Below are 14,505 nucleotides of genomic sequence, written 5' to 3' on the forward strand. Positions count from 1 at the left end.
ATTGTCCTGAAAGGAGAGCGTCGCCACGCTCTCAGGGCTACTTATGTCGTGTCGCTACGTCTTGCCGCTACGTCTTGTGGCTACGTCTTGTCGCTCGGCCGGAAGGTCTCGCGGAACCATGCGCGATGGTGCTTCCACGCCCAGCCCGGCGTCACGGTACCGCGCGTCATGGCCTGCACCGAACCCTTGACCCAGACGGCCGCATAGATGTGCACAATAATGCCGCAAATCAGGCCCCAGGCGCAAACGGCATGGACCACCGCCGCCAGGCGGATCGCCCAGATCGGGAAGTACATCGCGAAGTACGCGCGCCAGATCACGATGCCGCTGAGCAGCAGAAACAGCAGGCAGCCGACCATCATGAAGAACAGCAGCTTCTGGCCGGCGTTGTAGCGGCCGACCTCGGGCAGGTTCTCTTCCCGGTTGTTGACCACGTCGTCCGCATGGCGCAGCCACTCCGCGTCGCTGCGCGTCAGCAGGTTGTGGTGCCAGAACCGCAGCGCCAGCACCACGAAGCAGACGAACATCACCACGCCGATAAACGGATGGAGAATGCGCGTCCACGTGCCGCCTCCGAACAGCGCGGAGAGCCAGAACATCGACGGATGGAACAGCGCGAGCCCCGACAAGGCGAGCAAGACGAACGTGAACGCGACGATCCAGTGGTTCGTGCGCTCGCCGGCCGAATAGCGGTGGATCACCGCGGGGCGGTGTTTATCGACGTTCCTCATCGCGGACCTCCTCCTCGGGTGGCTTGGCGCCGGCAGGCATGCCCTGCGGCTTCGGATTGTCGCGGCCCCAACGCACGATCTCGTCCTCGGCCGCCGCTTCGTCCTCGGGACCCGTCTCGTTCGGACCCACGCGGATGTAGTGGAAGAACCCGGCCAGCGCCGCGAACGCCATGCCCGCAACCGCGAGGGGCTTGGCGATGCCCTTCCACAGACTCACCAGCGGGCTGATCTTCGGATCTTCGGGCAGGTCGTGGTACAGCTTCGGCTGGTCCGCGTGGTGCAGCACGTACATCACGTGCGTGCCGCCGACGCCGGCCGGGTCGTACAGGCCCGCCTGGTCGAAGCCGCGCGACTTGAGGTCGACGATGCGTTCCTCCGCATGCTGGATCATGTCCGTCTTGGTGCCGAACACGATCGCGCCGGTGGGGCACGTCTTGACGCAGGCCGGTTCCTGGCCCACGGCCACGCGGTCCGAGCACAGCGTGCACTTGTACGCCTTGTGGTCGGTCTTGGAGATACGCGGAATGTTGAACGGGCAGCCGGCCACGCAGTAGCCGCAGCCGATGCACGCCTCCTCGTGGAAGTCCACGATGCCGTTCGCGTACTGCACGATCGCACCCGGCGAGGGGCAGGCCTTGAGGCAGCCCGGATCCTCGCAGTGCATGCAGCCGTCCTTGCGGATCAGCCATTCGAAGTTGCCGTTGGGATTCTCGTATTCCGAGAACCGCATCAGCGTCCACGTATGTTCGTCGAGGTCGGCCGGGTTGTCGTAGACGCCGACGTTCACGCCCACATCGCCCCGAAGGTCGTTCCACTCCATGCACGCCGCCTGGCAGGCCTTGCAGCCGATGCACTTGGTGGTGTCGATCAGCTTGGCGACGCTGCCGGTGATCGGCTGCCGCACGCTCGGCATGGGCGTGGTGGTAGCCGACAGCCGGACGATATCGAGAGACTGTAGTGCCATCGCGCCCCCTATGCCCTTTCAACCTTGACCATGAACGATTTGAACTCCGGCGTCTGGGTATTGCCGTCGCCCACGTATGGCGTCAGTGTGTTGGTGATGAATCCGGGCTTGGTCAGGCCGGTGAAACCCCAGTGCAGCGGTACGCCGACCATGTGCACGGTCTTGCCATCGATCGCGAACGGCTTGATGCGCTTGGTGACGAGCGCCACGGCCTTGATGTAGCCGCGCGCGGACGAGACCTTGACGCGGTCGCCGGCTTTCACGCCCACCTGCCTGGCCAGGTCTTCCCCGATCTCCACGAACTGCTCCGGCTGCAGCACCGCGTTGATGCGCGCGTGCTTGGTCCAGAAGTGGAAATGTTCGGTGAGCCGGTACGTCGTGGCCATGTGCGGGAACGCATCCGCCTTGCCGAACTGCTGCCAGTCGTCCTTGAACACGCGCGCGGCCGGATTGCTGACCGCCTGCTTGTTCTTGTGCAGGACGTTGTAGCCGAGAGGGTTCTCGAACGGCTCGTAGTGTTCGGGGAAGGGCCCCTCGACCATGTTGCCGCGCGCGAAGAACCGCGCCACGCCTTCCGGCTGCATGATGAACGGACCCATGCCGCTGGCCGGATCTTCATCGAGCTTGTAGTCGGGCGTGTCGAAACCGGTCCAGCTTTTGCCGTTCCATGCAATGAGCTTGCGGTCCGGGTTGAACGGCTTGCCATTCACGTCGCACGACGCGCGGTTGTACAGCACGCGCCGGTTGGCGGGCCACGACCATGCCCAGTTGAGCGTCTGGCCGATGCCGGTCGGATCCGCCGTGTCGCGCTTGGCCATCTGGTTGCCGGCCTGCGTCCACGCGCCGCAATAGATCCAGCACCCGCTGCTCGTGCTGCCGTCGGCCTGCAACTGGCCGAAGCTGTCGAGCTGCTCGCCGGCCTTGCGGATGACCTTGGTCGGGTCCTTCGGATCGACGAGGTCCGTGATCGCGCGGCCCGAGTATTCCTTCGCGAGCTCGTCCGGCGTCGGCGAATGCGGTACCGCATACGGCCATGCGAGATTCACGATCGGGTCGGGATACTTGCCGCCGTCGGTCTGATACATCTTGCGCATGCGCAGCCAGATGTCCGACATGATCTCGATGTCGCTGCGGGCCTCTCCGGGAGGATCCGCGCCTTGCCAGTGCCACTGCAGCCAGCGCGACGAGTTCACGAGCGCGCCGTTTTCTTCGGCGAAGCAGGTGGTCGGCAGGCGGAACACCTCGGTCTGGATCTTCTTGGGATCGACGTCGTTGCTCTCCCCGGCATTGCGCCAGAACTCCGAAGTCTCGGTCGCGAGGGGATCCATCACGATCATGAACTTCAGGTTCGAGAAGGCGCGCAGCAGCTTGTTCTTGTTCGGCGCGGCCGCCAGCGGGTTGAAGCCCTGAGCGATGTAGCCGTTGATCTTGCCCTGCGTCATCAGCTCGTACATCTGGAGCATGTCGTAGGGCTTGTCCAGCTTCGGCAGATAGTCGTACGCCCAGTTGTTCTCGGCCGTGGCGGCATTGCCCCACCACGCCTTCATCAGGCTGACGTGGAACTTGGGATAGTTCTGCCAGTAGCTGAGCTGGTTGGGACGCAGCGGCTTCGGCGAACGCGCCTCGATGTACTTCTGGTAGTCCTGCTCGGCCTCGCCGGGCAGCGTCAGGTAGCCCGGCAGCGAGTTGGACAGCAGCCCGAGGTCGGTCAGCCCCTGGATGTTGGAGTGGCCGCGCAGCGCGTTCATGCCGCCCCCCGCCACGCCGATGTTGCCCAGCAGCAGCTGCACCATCGCGCCGGAACGCACGTTCTGGGAGCCAATCGAGTGCTGCGTCCAGCCGAGCGCGTACATGATCGTCATGGCGCGCGTGGGCGTGGCCGTGGAGGCCATCATCTCGCATACCTTGAGGAACTTGTCCTTCGGCGATCCGCAGATCTTTTCGACGACTTCCGGCGTGTAGCGCGCGTAGTGCGCCTTCATGAGCTGGTAGACGCAGCGCGGGTGGGCGAGCGTCGGGTCCGTCTTCACATAGCCGTCCTCGCCGCGCTCGTACTCCCACGTGGACTTGTCATAGAAGCGCTTCTCCGCGTCGTAGCCGGAGAAGATGCCGTCCTCGAACTTGAAGTCCTCGCGCACGATGAACGAGAAGTCCGTGTACGACTTCACATATTCATGCTGGATCTTGTCGTTGGTCAGCAGATAGTTGATCACGCCGCCCAGGAAGGCGATATCGGTGCCGGTGCGAATCGGCACGTAATAGTCGGCGATCGAGGCCGAGCGCGTGAAGCGCGGATCCACGACGATCAACCGCGCCTTGTTGTGTGCCTTCGCTTCGGTGACCCACTTGAAGCCGCACGGGTGTGCCTCGGCGGCATTGCCGCCCATGATCAGGATAACGTCCGCGTTCTTGATGTCGACCCAATGGTTCGTCATCGCTCCACGGCCAAACGTCGGGGCAAGACCTGCCACCGTCGGGCCATGTCAGACACGCGCCTGATTGTCGAATCCCAGCATGCCAAGACTGCGGACAGTCTTGTGCGTGATATAGCCGACCTCGTTGCTCGCGGCCGACGCGGCAAGCATGCCCGTGGTCAGCCAGCGATTGACGGTCTGTCCCTTCTCGTTCTTCTCGACGAAGTTCGCGTCGCGGTCCTGCTTGAGCAGTTTCGAGATGCGGTCGAGCGCGTCGTCCCAGCTGATGCGTTCCCACTTGTCCGAGCCCGCGGCGCGGTACTCGGGGTACTTCAGGCGGCCGGGGCTGTGGATGAAGTCGATCAGGCCGGCGCCCTTCGGGCACAGCGTGCCGCGATTGACCGGGTGGTCGGGATCGCCCTCGATGTGGATGACGGACTTGGTCGCGTTCTTCGCGCCATCGCCCAGGCTGTACATCAGCAGCCCGCAGGCGACCGAGCAATAGGGGCAGGTATTGCGGGTCTCTGTGGTGCGCGCGAGCTTGTACGTGCGCACCTCCGCCAGCGCGGTCTCGGGGGCGACCCCCAATAACGCGAGGCTGGAACCCGCCAGCGAAGCTCCCGTGATCTTCAGGAACTGTCGGCGGTTCATCTTAACCATGAGGACACTCCTTGCCGGGTTATCCCGGACTCTTGGGCTTGTGTGAAGACAACTCGGAGTATAGGCAATGCCGCCTGCAAACGTCCGTGAAATGTGCAGCGTGGAACATAGCGTCCAGGGTGCTGGACAATGCACTTTAATGGGGCATCGTGACAGGGCGATTAAACATGTATGCTTCGCATACGTTAATCCGCTACGTCCCCGCGACCGTTCCCATGAAACTGACCGACTACACCGACTATGCGCTGCGAACGCTGATCTATATCGCCGTGCACCCGGACGGGCTCGTGACGATCCAGCAGATTGCCGACAGCTTCGGTATCCCCAAGAACCACCTGATCAAGATCGTCCACCGGCTGGGGCAGGAGGGCTTCCTGCTGACGCTGCGCGGCCGGTCGGGCGGCATCCAGCTGGCGCGCCCCGCGTCGCAGATCGGCGTGGGCGCGGTCATCCGCACGATGGAGCCGGATTTCGGCATCGTCGAATGCTTCCGCACCGGCAACGAATGCCTGATCACGCCGGTCTGCGGCCTGCGCGGCGTCCTGCACGAAGCGCTACAGGCGTACTTCGACGTCCTGGACCGTCACACGCTCGAAGACCTTGTCCGCAAGCCCCACGCCCTGCAACGCGTCCTCGACGACCGGGCGGCCCTCGTCCGCCTGCCCATCAAGACCGCGCCCGCCTGATACCGAAGCGCCCAGGCCATATTGCCGGCGCGGGTCAGCGCCCGAGGCCGGAGGCGGCGATGGCGCGCTGGACGTTCTGGGCGAACAGTGCGTGCAGGTGCGTGGTCGGGTGGACGAGGTCCGCGAACATGTAGGTCTGATCGGCGCCGGCCACCGTGAAGTTCGCGGGCGAGCAGAACAGGGACGTGGCATAGCCGAGCGGATTCGACTGGAAAGCGGGCGGCGGCCGCAGGGCCATGGCGGCGAGGTTGCATGCCGTGGCGGTGTTGGACACCGTGAATCCCTGCGACTGGTAGCTGGCGAGCGTGTCGTGGAACCACGCCGCGGCATCGATATAGACGACCTGGCGCATCGTGCCGTCATTGGTCAGTTGCGTGGCGAGCGCGGTATTGAACGCCTGCACCAGCGAGTTGAACAACGCGCCCGTCGCGGTCGGGCTCACCGACAGGATCGTCAGTGGGGTCTCCGCGAGGTTGGGGCTGTTGACGACGACCACATGCCGCGCGCCGTTGCGGATCGCGTTCTGCGCTACCCTGGCCAGCGCGACGCCGGCCGACTGGACCGCCGTGGTGGCCGCCGCGGGCGCGGTGAGGTCCGTCGGGTTCGCGGCGACACTGTTCGCGGCCTGGATCACGTCGTTGGGCCCGCCCTGGATGAGCACGAGCTGGTCGTTCCGGAAGTTGCCGTGGGCGGAAAGATAGTTCTGGAATTGTGTGGCCACCGGTACGGTGAGGGCGGCCGTGCCGTTTGGCGCCCAGTTGTTGCCCTGCGTGCCGCTGACCAGCGCACCGCCTTGCGCGTAGCCGTAGCCGTTGGGGTTGTTCACAACGGGCACGGAAAAACCGCCCGTCTGCGCCGCCACCAGCGTGTCGCCGTAGTACGTCGCCACGCGCTGCGTCCACACCTGTCCCGGGTTCGTCGTGAAGCGCCCGCCGCCGAGCGTGTTCGCGAACGGGGCGTACGTGCCGACGTCGGAAAGGCTGTCGCCGAACGAGACGATCTGCAGGCGGACCCCGCCGGGGGTGTCGGCGGGCGGCAGGCTGCCGTCATCGTCCCCGTCGGACACACAGGCGGCAAGCAGACCGGTGAGCGCCAGCGCGGCCAGGTTGCGGAAGAATCGGCGTCGGAGTGGTTGCGTGGTCATGGCGTTCGCATCGTTGTGGGCCTTTCGAGCATAGCGGAACAATTGCGGGATGCATGACCGAATCGAGCGCGATGTCGCGGGTAATTCTTTTGCGGGTAATTCTTTCGCGGGTAATTCTTTCAAACCACCGGGGGCGAGTGCGGTGTGAGAGAATCGGGCTCTCTTTGACGGAGCAGACATGGCTGACAGCTCGATGAGTGCCCCGACGATTGCCACGAATGCCGTAGAAGCAGATTGCGCGCGCGAGCCCATCCACATTCCCGGAGGGATCCAACCGCACGGATATCTGCTGAGTGTGGGCGAGGGCGGCATCGTGGTGCAGGTGAGCGCCAATATCGGCGCGCTCGTGCACGCGGATGCCGACGCGGTACTCGGCCAGCCGCTGGCGTCGGTGCTCGGCGAACGCGGCGCGCAACTCGTGGCCACGGCGCTACGCGACCTTGATGCCGAAGGCATCCCGCTGTACGCGGGATCGATCGACGACCCGCGCGGCAACATGCACGCGCCGCTTGCGATCGTCGTGCATCGATACGATGGCGCCACGATCGTCGAGCTCGAGCCCGCGCGCGACACTTCGGACGTGTTCGCGTCGATGTACCCGCTGGTCCGCACGTTCATCAACAGCCTGCAGGACGTCGACGATGCCGACGCACTCGCCGTGCTCGCCGCGCGCGAGGTGCATCGCATCACCGGTTATGGCCGCACGCTCGTCTACTCGTTCGACGACGACGGCCACGGCCACGTCATCGCCGAGTCGCTGTCGCCGGGCTATGCCGGCTACCTCGGTCAGCGCTTTCCCGCATCGGATATTCCGCCGCAGGCGCGCGCGCTGTACGTGCGAAACCGCATCCGGCTGATCGCCGACGCGGACTATGTGGCCTCGCCGCTGGTCCCGCCGCTGCATCCAGCCACCGGCCGCACCACGGACCTCACGTATGCCTCGCTGCGCAGCATCTCGCCCGTGCACGTGCAATACATGAAGAACATGGGAACGTGGTCGTCGATGTCGATGTCCATCGTCGTGCGCGGCCGTCTGTGGGGCCTGATCTCGTGCCACCACGATACCGCGCGCGTCCCGCCGTTCGAAGTGCGCACCGCATGCGAACACATCGCGCAGGTGCTGTCGCTGCAGATCGAGGCAAAGGAAGACCACGCGGAAGCGGACTACCGGCTGGAACTGCGGCGCCGCCAGGCGCGGCTGCTGGCGTCGATGGCCAATTCGGAAGATTTCATCGACGCGATCGCCGCGGACCCGCGCGACCTGCTGGACCTGCCGGGCGCCACGGGCGCGGCCGTGATCTTCGAAGGCCGCGTGGTACGCATGGGCGAAGCGCCGCCCACCGACGTGATCGAGCGTCTCGTGGGGTGGTTCGACAAGCGGACCGAAGACGTCTACGCCACCGACAACCTCGCGGAGGCATGGCCGGAGGCGGCCACGCTATCGCCCTCGACGTCGGGCCTGCTCGCGGTGTCGCTGTCGCGGCTGTTCCGCAACTATGTCATCTGGTTCCGGCCCGAAGTCGTGCGCACCATTCGCTGGGCCGGCGATCCGCGCGCCAAGCTGTCAAAGCTGTCGCCATCGCTGTCCCCGCGCGAAAGTTTCGAAGTGTGGACGCAGACCGTGCGGAACCGGTCCGCCCCGTGGCGCCAGGCCGAGATCGAAATCGCCGGCGAATTCCGCGGCGCGCTGCTCAACCTGGTGCTGCGACGCGCCGAAGAACTGGCGCAGCTGGCGCTTGAGCTCGGTCGCGTGAACCGCGAGCTGGAAGGCTTTTCCTATACGGTGTCGCACGACCTGCGCGCGCCGCTGCGCCATATCGTCGGCTACGCGGACCTGCTGCGCGAGATGGAGCAGGCCCGGCTGTCCGATCGCGGGCGGCATTTCGTCGAGCGGATCATTGCGCAGGCGCGCTTCGGCGGCAAGCTCGTCGACGATCTGCTGTCATTCTCGCAGATGGGCCGCGCCGCGCTGCGCGCGCAGCCGCTGGACCTGGACGAACTGGTGTCGCGTGTGATCGCCGACGAGACGCGCGACCTCGGGGATCGGCAGATCGACCGCCGCATCGAGTGGGAGATCGGCAAGCTGGGCATCGTCAATGCCGATCCGGTGCTGATGGTCGTGGTTCTGCGGAACCTGATCTCGAACGCGATAAAATTCACGGGCACGCGTACTGGCGCCGATGGCCAGCCACCGGCGCGCATCGCGATCACGCGCACGGAAGGCGAGCGCCTGGAAGGGGACCGCCGGCTTCCCGGACAGGACGTGATCACGGTGCAGGACAACGGCGTGGGCTTCGACATGCGCTACGCGGACAAGCTGTTTGGCGTGTTCCAGCGGCTGCACCGGTTCGAGGATTTCCCGGGAACAGGGATCGGTCTGGCTAGCGTCCGGCGTATCGTCGAGCGCCACGGCGGAACGGCCTGGGCCGAAGGACAGCTGGACCGGGGCGCTACCATTGCATTTTCGCTGCCGCGAGACGTCGCGCCCGAGACGGTGCCGGTCCATGAGACCGTGACCGAGACGGCCGCGCGACTGGCGGCGGTGTCATCCGGCCAGCCGTACCGGCCGGTGTTCAAAGATACGAAGAAAGTGGAGGACGATCGTGCTGAGGCCGATCCTGCTGGTTGAAGATAATCCCGACGATATCGAGCTGACGCTGATCGCGCTCGAGCGCTCACGGCTCGCCAATCCGGTGGTGTCCGTGCGCGACGGCGCGGAAGCGCTCGATTACCTGCGCCGCGAAGGCAACTGGGCAACGCGCCTGGAAGAGAATCCGGCGGTGATTCTGCTCGACAAGAAGCTGCCGAAGATCGATGGGCACGAGGTGCTCAAGGCCGTGCGCGACGACGAGCGGCTGCGCCGCATTCCCGTGGTGATGCTCACGTCCTCGCGGGAGGAGCGCGATCTGCTGCGCAGCTACGATCTCGGCGTGAATGCCTATGTGGTCAAGCCCGTGGAGTTCGACGACTTCATGGCGGCGATCAACGATCTTGGCGTGTTCTGGGCGGTCCTCAACGAACCGCCCCCTTATCAGCGCTAACCGAGAGATAACCGAGCGCTAACCGAGCGCTAACCCGCGTCAGTCCTGCGCGGCCGCGCGCCGGATATCGTCCGGCGTGGCGAGCGGGAGCTCCACGCGGAACAGCGCGCCCTTGCCGGGGCCGTCGCTGTGCGCGCTGACGGTGCCCCGGTGCACCTGCACCAGATTCTTCACCATCCAGAGTCCCAGGCCCAGCCCGGCGGTGCGGCCGGTGCCTTCTCCGCGCGCCTGTTCGAAGCGTTCGAAGATCCGCTCCAGCGCCTCGGTCTCGATGCCCGCGCCGGTGTCGCGCACGGTCAGCACCGCGCGCGATGCCTCGATGGCGACGGCGAGCCCGATGCTGCCGCGGTCGGTGAACTTGACCGCGTTGGTCAGCAGGTTCCACACGATCTGGCGCATGCGGCTCTCGTCGCCGAGGACGACCGCGGTCGTCGAAGATTCGACACGCACGACAAGTCCCTTCGATTCCGCGCCGACGCGGATATCTTCCGCGACGACGCTGGCAAGCGCGGCCAGGTCCAGCGGACGCAGTTCGACGGACAGCTTGCCGGTGGCGATGGCGCCACTGTCGAGCAGGTCATCGACCATGCGCGCGAGCTGGTGCGTATTGCGCTCGATGACTTCCGTCGCGCGTTCCACGTGCGCCATGTCCTTGGCGCGCTGCAACAGCGTGGTCCACCACAGGATGGCATGCAGCGGCGACCGTAACTCGTGGCTCACCGCCGCGACGAAATGGTCCATCGCGCGGACGGCACGGTCGCTGTGTTCGCGCGCGCGCTGCTGTTCCGCCGCGTAGGCCTGGCTGCGCAGCTCGCTGGTCTTGCGCGCGGTGATGTCGATCGTGAAGCCGATGAGCGACTGCGCGGAGCCGTCGCCCAGGTGGCGGCCGGCGCCGCGCGACATCAGCCAGTGCGTGCTGCCGTCCGCCCACACGACGCGATACTCGACCTCGAAATGCGCGCGCGCGGCGACGCTCGCGTCGATGGCCGCGCGCACCCGCTCGCGGTCGTCCGCATGAATCAGCTCGGTGAAGAGGCGCGCTTCGTTGAGGATGTCGGTTGGCTTCAGGCCCATGTTGGCCTTGCACTGGTCGGTGCAGACCATGTAGCCCGTTGCCAGGTCGAGTTCCCAGGCGCCGACGCGCGCAAAGGCCAGTACCTCGTCGAGCCGCGCCTGGTTCTGGCGCAACTCTTCATTGGCTTCCTCGACCAGCACCTGGCGCAGGCGCGCCTGCGAGCGCAGCTTGGCGTGCTCGCGGCGCGTCTGTTCCTCCGTGACGACCTGGTTCGTGACGTCCATCAGCTGGAGCAGCAACAGGCCGCCGGGCGCGACGCTGGACGCGGCCGGCGGAGACGGCGCCCGCGACACGCGGACCTGCCAGTAGTGCTCGGCGGACGAGCCGTCCGTGGTCATGTCGTAACGGATCAGCGACGACAGGCGCTCCTCGCCCTGCGCGAGGTCGCGCAGCGTGGCGTCGAGCCATTCGGCGCGCGCGGCGCGCTGCGCGGCGGAACCGGTCTGATTGATGTCGTAGACCGATCGGCCCACCACTTCGGCGAGCGTGCGGCCCGTCATCGCGCGGTATTTCGCGTTGGCGTGCAGCACCACGTTGCGGCCGTCGAGAATCAGGTACGCGTCGGGAAGGACCTCGAACAGATAGGCGGTATCGACGGGCAGCAGGGCGCCATCGTTGGCGGAGGCCCGCGCCTGATCGTGGGCGGCGCCGTCTCCCCCGCGGCCCTCGCGCCTCGGTTCGTTGCCGGCGTCATGGAACGCGCTGCTCACGGGGCGATTCCGTCCAGGGCGGCGGTGCGCGCCAGCAGGTCGTCGAAGGCGCGGCATGCGCCTTCGCATGCGGCGTCGATGTCCGCGGGCGCGCGTACGCTGGCGCGCAGCGCGTCGAGAAACTGCTTCCAGCGCGGGCCCGGCGGCTGCGGGCCCAGATACTGCAACGGATGCGGGGCGAAACGCTCGGCGAGCTGGCGATACAGCACGGCGCCGCCGAGTTGCGATCCTTCGATGACGTACGCGATGCCCCAGCGATAGGCGGCATCCGTGCGTAGCGATGCCGTGTCCACGGGTTCGACGCGTGGGCCGCCCGGCGGGATCGCGGGGTGAGCCAGATCGGCATCCAGCGTGGGCACGCGATGCACCGTCGGTAGCCGCGACGGGTCTTGCGGGCCGTCGTCGAATTGCGTGAACCACGTTTCGAGCGGGGCGAGCCAGGCGCGGATGAGCAGCAGGTGGTCGCGATAGTCGCGCAGGGTCGGCTCGGGCTGCGACAGCGGCATCGCGCGGTCGAGCGTCGCGTGCCGCGCGGAGGTCGCGGCGCGGAGGGCGGCGAGGATGTCGTCGCGATTGCCGTGCCCTTCAGGTTGAGTCCGAGCCTGAATCTCTGTAGGTGTCTGTGGTGCAGTCACGCAATGCCCGCGTTGGTCCGTGTGTTCAACGAGTCAAAACGCAGCCGCCGACGGGATGTCGGAAGGCTGCGGAGAACTCGTATGTTACAGGATGCGGGCAGCGGACGGGGGCGCCTCTTTATGCGCAGAAATTGTCGTTTTTACACGTTCCGGAGTGGGTTTTTCGCGGTTATGGGACCAACTTCGTAAATACGTAATCGCGGTCCTTCACGCGTGCGGCGTGGCATGCGAAACAGGTCTGATGCTGAGCCGCGTCAACGGGTTTGCCGTCGATGAATCGACCGTAGCCCCAGCCTCCCGACGCGGCGTACTTCCTGGAGTCCTTGACCATGACCTGCACGGTCGTCGCGTGGTCCGGCACGAGGGCCGATTCGAAGTCGGGGGATTGGGTGTACTTGTACGCGAGCTTGACCAGGATCGAACCGTCCGGGAAGGGGAGCTTGCCCTTCTTGTACGCGTCCATCGCGATCTTGTTGCCGACGACGGTGCGCAGTTCGTTGAGCGGTTCCTTCTCGAGCGCCGGGGCGACGAATTCCCACTGCCGATAGCCCTTGGGGATCGTCACGCCGTAGATCGGGGAGGCATTGGGATCGGCTTTGGCGGGCGCCTTGTCGGCGGAGAGGGCCGGATACGCGAAGAGCGCGGCGGCGGCGGCGAGCGCAAGGGACGTGAGGCCGGAGAGGGTCGTTTTCATCGTTGTTTCCTACGGGACAGGGGATGTCGCTATTTGTCCCTGACGATGTATCCGACGTATGTTGGCGACCCCTTCGGCTTGTATCTCAATGTGTATAAGCGGAGCTGCCCCGGTCGCGACACGGCGTGTGCGAAACGCCGTGTGCAAATCCGCAACCGGATGGCAACCGGATCAGTACCCGTAGTAGTTGACCTGTGCGGGCTGTGCGCACGGGACGTAGGCGCGGTCGCTGCTGCGGTAGCAGTAGCCCGGGGGCACCTGCGAGTAGGGCTGGACCTGCTGCTGCGGGTAGGGCTGCTGATACGACGTGTAGCCCTGCTCGACGTACCCCTGTTCCACGTAGCCTACCGGCTGCGGCGGCGCATATACCGGCGCGGGCGCGGCGACCGCCGTGGTGCTGCTCAGCACCGCGGCGCCGAGCGCGAGGCCCGCGATGGCGCCGATGGCGAGCGCCACGCCGTTGCCGCCGCCACCGCCGTGCCCACCGTGATAGTGACCGCGGTCGCGGCCGTAATCGCGCGCCGATGCCGGGCCTGCGGCCAGCAGCGCGGCACTGAGCAGGGCAATGCCCGTATAACGAATCGACTTGCGCATGGTGAGCTCCTTCGGGGCTGTGGTCGGCCAGATTCGCAGGCCTTTGTTGATGGAGTTCATGATGCACCACTAACGATTACAGTGGGTTATGGCTTGGTGAGCAGATGTAAATGGCTGTAAGCGCGGCTGTAATAATCGCCAGATGCGCGGCGACGCGTAGAATTTCGAGCATCGTCAAGCCGGAATCCTGCCATGACCCTGCGTACGCTCTATCCCGCCATCGAACCCTATGAGACCGGCACGCTCGATGTCGGCGACGGTCACACCGTCTACTACGAGCGCGTCGGGACGCGAGGCGCCAAGCCTGCCGTGTTCCTGCATGGCGGGCCGGGCGGCGGCATCTCTCCCGATCATCGGCGCCTGTTCGATCCCGCGCGCTACGACGTGATGCTGTTCGACCAGCGCGGCTGCGGACGGTCCACGCCGCATGCGGGACTGGAGGCCAACACGACGTGGCATCTCGTTGATGACATCGAGCGGCTGCGCGTGCTCGCCGGGGTCGAACGGTGGCTGGTGTTCGGCGGATCGTGGGGCTCCACGCTCGCGCTCGCCTACGCGGAGAAGTTTCCCGAGCGCACGACGGAACTGGTGCTGCGCGGCGTCTACACCGTATCGCAGGCGGAGCTCGATTGGTACTACCAATACGGCGTCTCGGAGATGCATCCGGAAAAGTGGGCGCGTTTCCAGGCGCCCGTGCCGGAGGCCGAGCGCGGCAACATGATCGCCGCCTACCGGAAACTGCTGACGGGCGACGATGTCGCGAAGCAGGTGGAGGCGGCGCGGGCATGGAGCGTCTGGGAAGGGCAGACGATCACGCTGCTGCCGAATCCGGACAACACCGCCAAGCACGATGACGGGCATTTTGCGCTGGCATTTGCGCGGCTGGAGAACCATTACTTCACGCACCGCTGCTGGCTCGAGGACGGGCAGCTCCTGCGGGATGCGCACCGGCTGGCGAAGATCCCCGGCGTGATCGTGCATGGGCGATATGACATGCCTTGCCCCGTGCGGTATGCCTACGCACTTCACGAGGCATGGCCCGCGGCGACGCTGCATGTCATCGAAGGCGCGGGCCATGCCTGGACGGAGCCAGGCATTCTCGATCAGTTGGTGGCGGCGACGGATCGGTTTGCGGGTGAAGTATGAGGGGAAGCGAT

12 protein-coding genes are annotated in these 14,505 nt (G+C 65.9%); 4 read left to right on the plus strand and 8 right to left on the minus strand.

From position 1 onward, the window contains the following. Positions 1-80 precede the first annotated feature (80 nt). The 3 genes from KHP16_RS12210 to fdnG are packed head-to-tail and all read right to left on the minus strand — an operon-like array spanning position 81 to position 4,769. Positions 81-731 (minus strand): formate dehydrogenase subunit gamma, encoded by a 651-nt coding sequence (locus KHP16_RS12210; RefSeq protein ID WP_109583105.1) that lies wholly within the window; start codon positions 729-731, stop codon positions 81-83. Beyond that, entirely contained in the window at positions 715-1,695 is a 981-nt protein-coding gene (gene fdxH / locus KHP16_RS12215) for a formate dehydrogenase subunit beta (protein WP_109583104.1), read from the minus strand. Before fdxH ends, KHP16_RS12210 begins: the two co-directional genes overlap by 17 nt. A gap of 8 nt (positions 1,696-1,703) precedes the next feature. Continuing rightward, positions 1,704-4,769 carry a formate dehydrogenase-N subunit alpha gene (gene fdnG / locus KHP16_RS12220; RefSeq protein WP_147306188.1) on the minus strand — a complete coding sequence of 1,022 codons (3,066 nt, stop codon included), beginning with the start codon at positions 4,767-4,769 and terminating at the stop codon, positions 1,704-1,706. Positions 4,770-4,984: 215 nt separating this feature from the next. On the opposite strand from fdnG, the gene KHP16_RS12225 reads away from it, so the two are divergent. Beyond that, on the plus strand, positions 4,985-5,455 hold the full coding sequence (locus tag KHP16_RS12225; RefSeq protein WP_109583706.1) for an RrF2 family transcriptional regulator: 471 nt from the start codon (positions 4,985-4,987) through the stop codon (positions 5,453-5,455). 34 nt (positions 5,456-5,489) lie between these two features. On the opposite strand, the gene KHP16_RS12230 is transcribed toward KHP16_RS12225, so the two are convergent. After that, positions 5,490-6,599: an SGNH/GDSL hydrolase family protein gene (locus tag KHP16_RS12230; protein WP_211960267.1), complete on the minus strand. Its 1,110-nt coding sequence runs from the start codon at positions 6,597-6,599 to the stop codon at positions 5,490-5,492. 178 nt (positions 6,600-6,777) lie between these two features. Between KHP16_RS12230 and KHP16_RS12235 the strand changes: the two genes are divergently transcribed. Next, the gene (locus KHP16_RS12235) at positions 6,778-9,228 is read left to right on the plus strand and encodes an ATP-binding protein (RefSeq protein WP_244835772.1); all 2,451 of its coding nucleotides are present in this window, start codon (positions 6,778-6,780) and stop codon (positions 9,226-9,228) included. Beyond that, a complete protein-coding gene (locus KHP16_RS12240; RefSeq protein WP_109583100.1) occupies positions 9,203-9,640 on the plus strand; it encodes a response regulator in 438 nt (145 codons plus the stop codon). The genes KHP16_RS12235 and KHP16_RS12240 overlap by 26 nt, the downstream gene beginning before the upstream one ends. A 39-nt stretch (positions 9,641-9,679) precedes the next feature. Here KHP16_RS12240 and KHP16_RS12245 read toward each other — a convergent pair whose 3' ends face one another. The 4 genes from KHP16_RS12245 to KHP16_RS12260 all read right to left on the minus strand — a co-directional run bounded on the left by KHP16_RS12245 (position 9,680) and on the right by KHP16_RS12260 (position 13,348). Beyond that, positions 9,680-11,425 carry a PAS domain-containing sensor histidine kinase gene (locus KHP16_RS12245; protein WP_244214559.1) on the minus strand — a complete coding sequence of 582 codons (1,746 nt, stop codon included), beginning with the start codon at positions 11,423-11,425 and terminating at the stop codon, positions 9,680-9,682. Next, the gene (locus KHP16_RS12250; protein WP_244835773.1) at positions 11,422-12,060 is read right to left on the minus strand and encodes a biliverdin-producing heme oxygenase; all 639 of its coding nucleotides are present in this window, start codon (positions 12,058-12,060) and stop codon (positions 11,422-11,424) included. The genes KHP16_RS12245 and KHP16_RS12250 overlap by 4 nt, the downstream gene beginning before the upstream one ends. Positions 12,061-12,229: 169 nt before the next feature. Further along, positions 12,230-12,754 carry a cytochrome P460 family protein gene (locus tag KHP16_RS12255; protein WP_115953079.1) on the minus strand — a complete coding sequence of 175 codons (525 nt, stop codon included), beginning with the start codon at positions 12,752-12,754 and terminating at the stop codon, positions 12,230-12,232. Between the two features lie 171 nt (positions 12,755-12,925). Beyond that, a complete protein-coding gene (locus tag KHP16_RS12260) occupies positions 12,926-13,348 on the minus strand; it encodes a mechanosensitive ion channel protein MscS (protein WP_109583097.1) in 423 nt (140 codons plus the stop codon). 192 nt (positions 13,349-13,540) lie between these two features. On the opposite strand from KHP16_RS12260, the gene pip reads away from it, so the two are divergent. Beyond that, a complete protein-coding gene (pip, locus tag KHP16_RS12265; RefSeq protein WP_211960268.1) occupies positions 13,541-14,494 on the plus strand; it encodes a prolyl aminopeptidase in 954 nt (317 codons plus the stop codon). The last annotated feature ends 11 nt before the right edge of the window (positions 14,495-14,505 follow it).

It is taken from the genome of Cupriavidus plantarum (assembly GCF_905397285.1).
In the GTDB taxonomy this organism is placed as follows: Bacteria; Pseudomonadota; Gammaproteobacteria; order Burkholderiales; family Burkholderiaceae; genus Cupriavidus; species Cupriavidus plantarum.

What these genes read in the sequence shown, in the direction of transcription:
- KHP16_RS12210 (WP_109583105.1), bottom strand. Translation starts at nt 731, where the DNA reads ATGAGGAACGTCGATAAACACCGCCCCGCGGTGATCCACCGCTATTCG.
- fdxH (WP_109583104.1), bottom strand. Translation starts at nt 1,695, where the DNA reads ATGGCACTACAGTCTCTCGATATCGTCCGGCTGTCGGCTACCACCACG.
- KHP16_RS12225 (WP_109583706.1), top strand. Translation starts at nt 4,985, where the DNA reads ATGAAACTGACCGACTACACCGACTATGCGCTGCGAACGCTGATCTAT.
- KHP16_RS12230 (WP_211960267.1), bottom strand. Translation starts at nt 6,599, where the DNA reads ATGACCACGCAACCACTCCGACGCCGATTCTTCCGCAACCTGGCCGCG.
- KHP16_RS12235 (WP_244835772.1), top strand. Translation starts at nt 6,778, where the DNA reads ATGGCTGACAGCTCGATGAGTGCCCCGACGATTGCCACGAATGCCGTA.
- KHP16_RS12255 (WP_115953079.1), bottom strand. Translation starts at nt 12,754, where the DNA reads ATGAAAACGACCCTCTCCGGCCTCACGTCCCTTGCGCTCGCCGCCGCC.
- KHP16_RS12260 (WP_109583097.1), bottom strand. Translation starts at nt 13,348, where the DNA reads ATGCGCAAGTCGATTCGTTATACGGGCATTGCCCTGCTCAGTGCCGCG.
- pip (WP_211960268.1), top strand. Translation starts at nt 13,541, where the DNA reads ATGACCCTGCGTACGCTCTATCCCGCCATCGAACCCTATGAGACCGGC.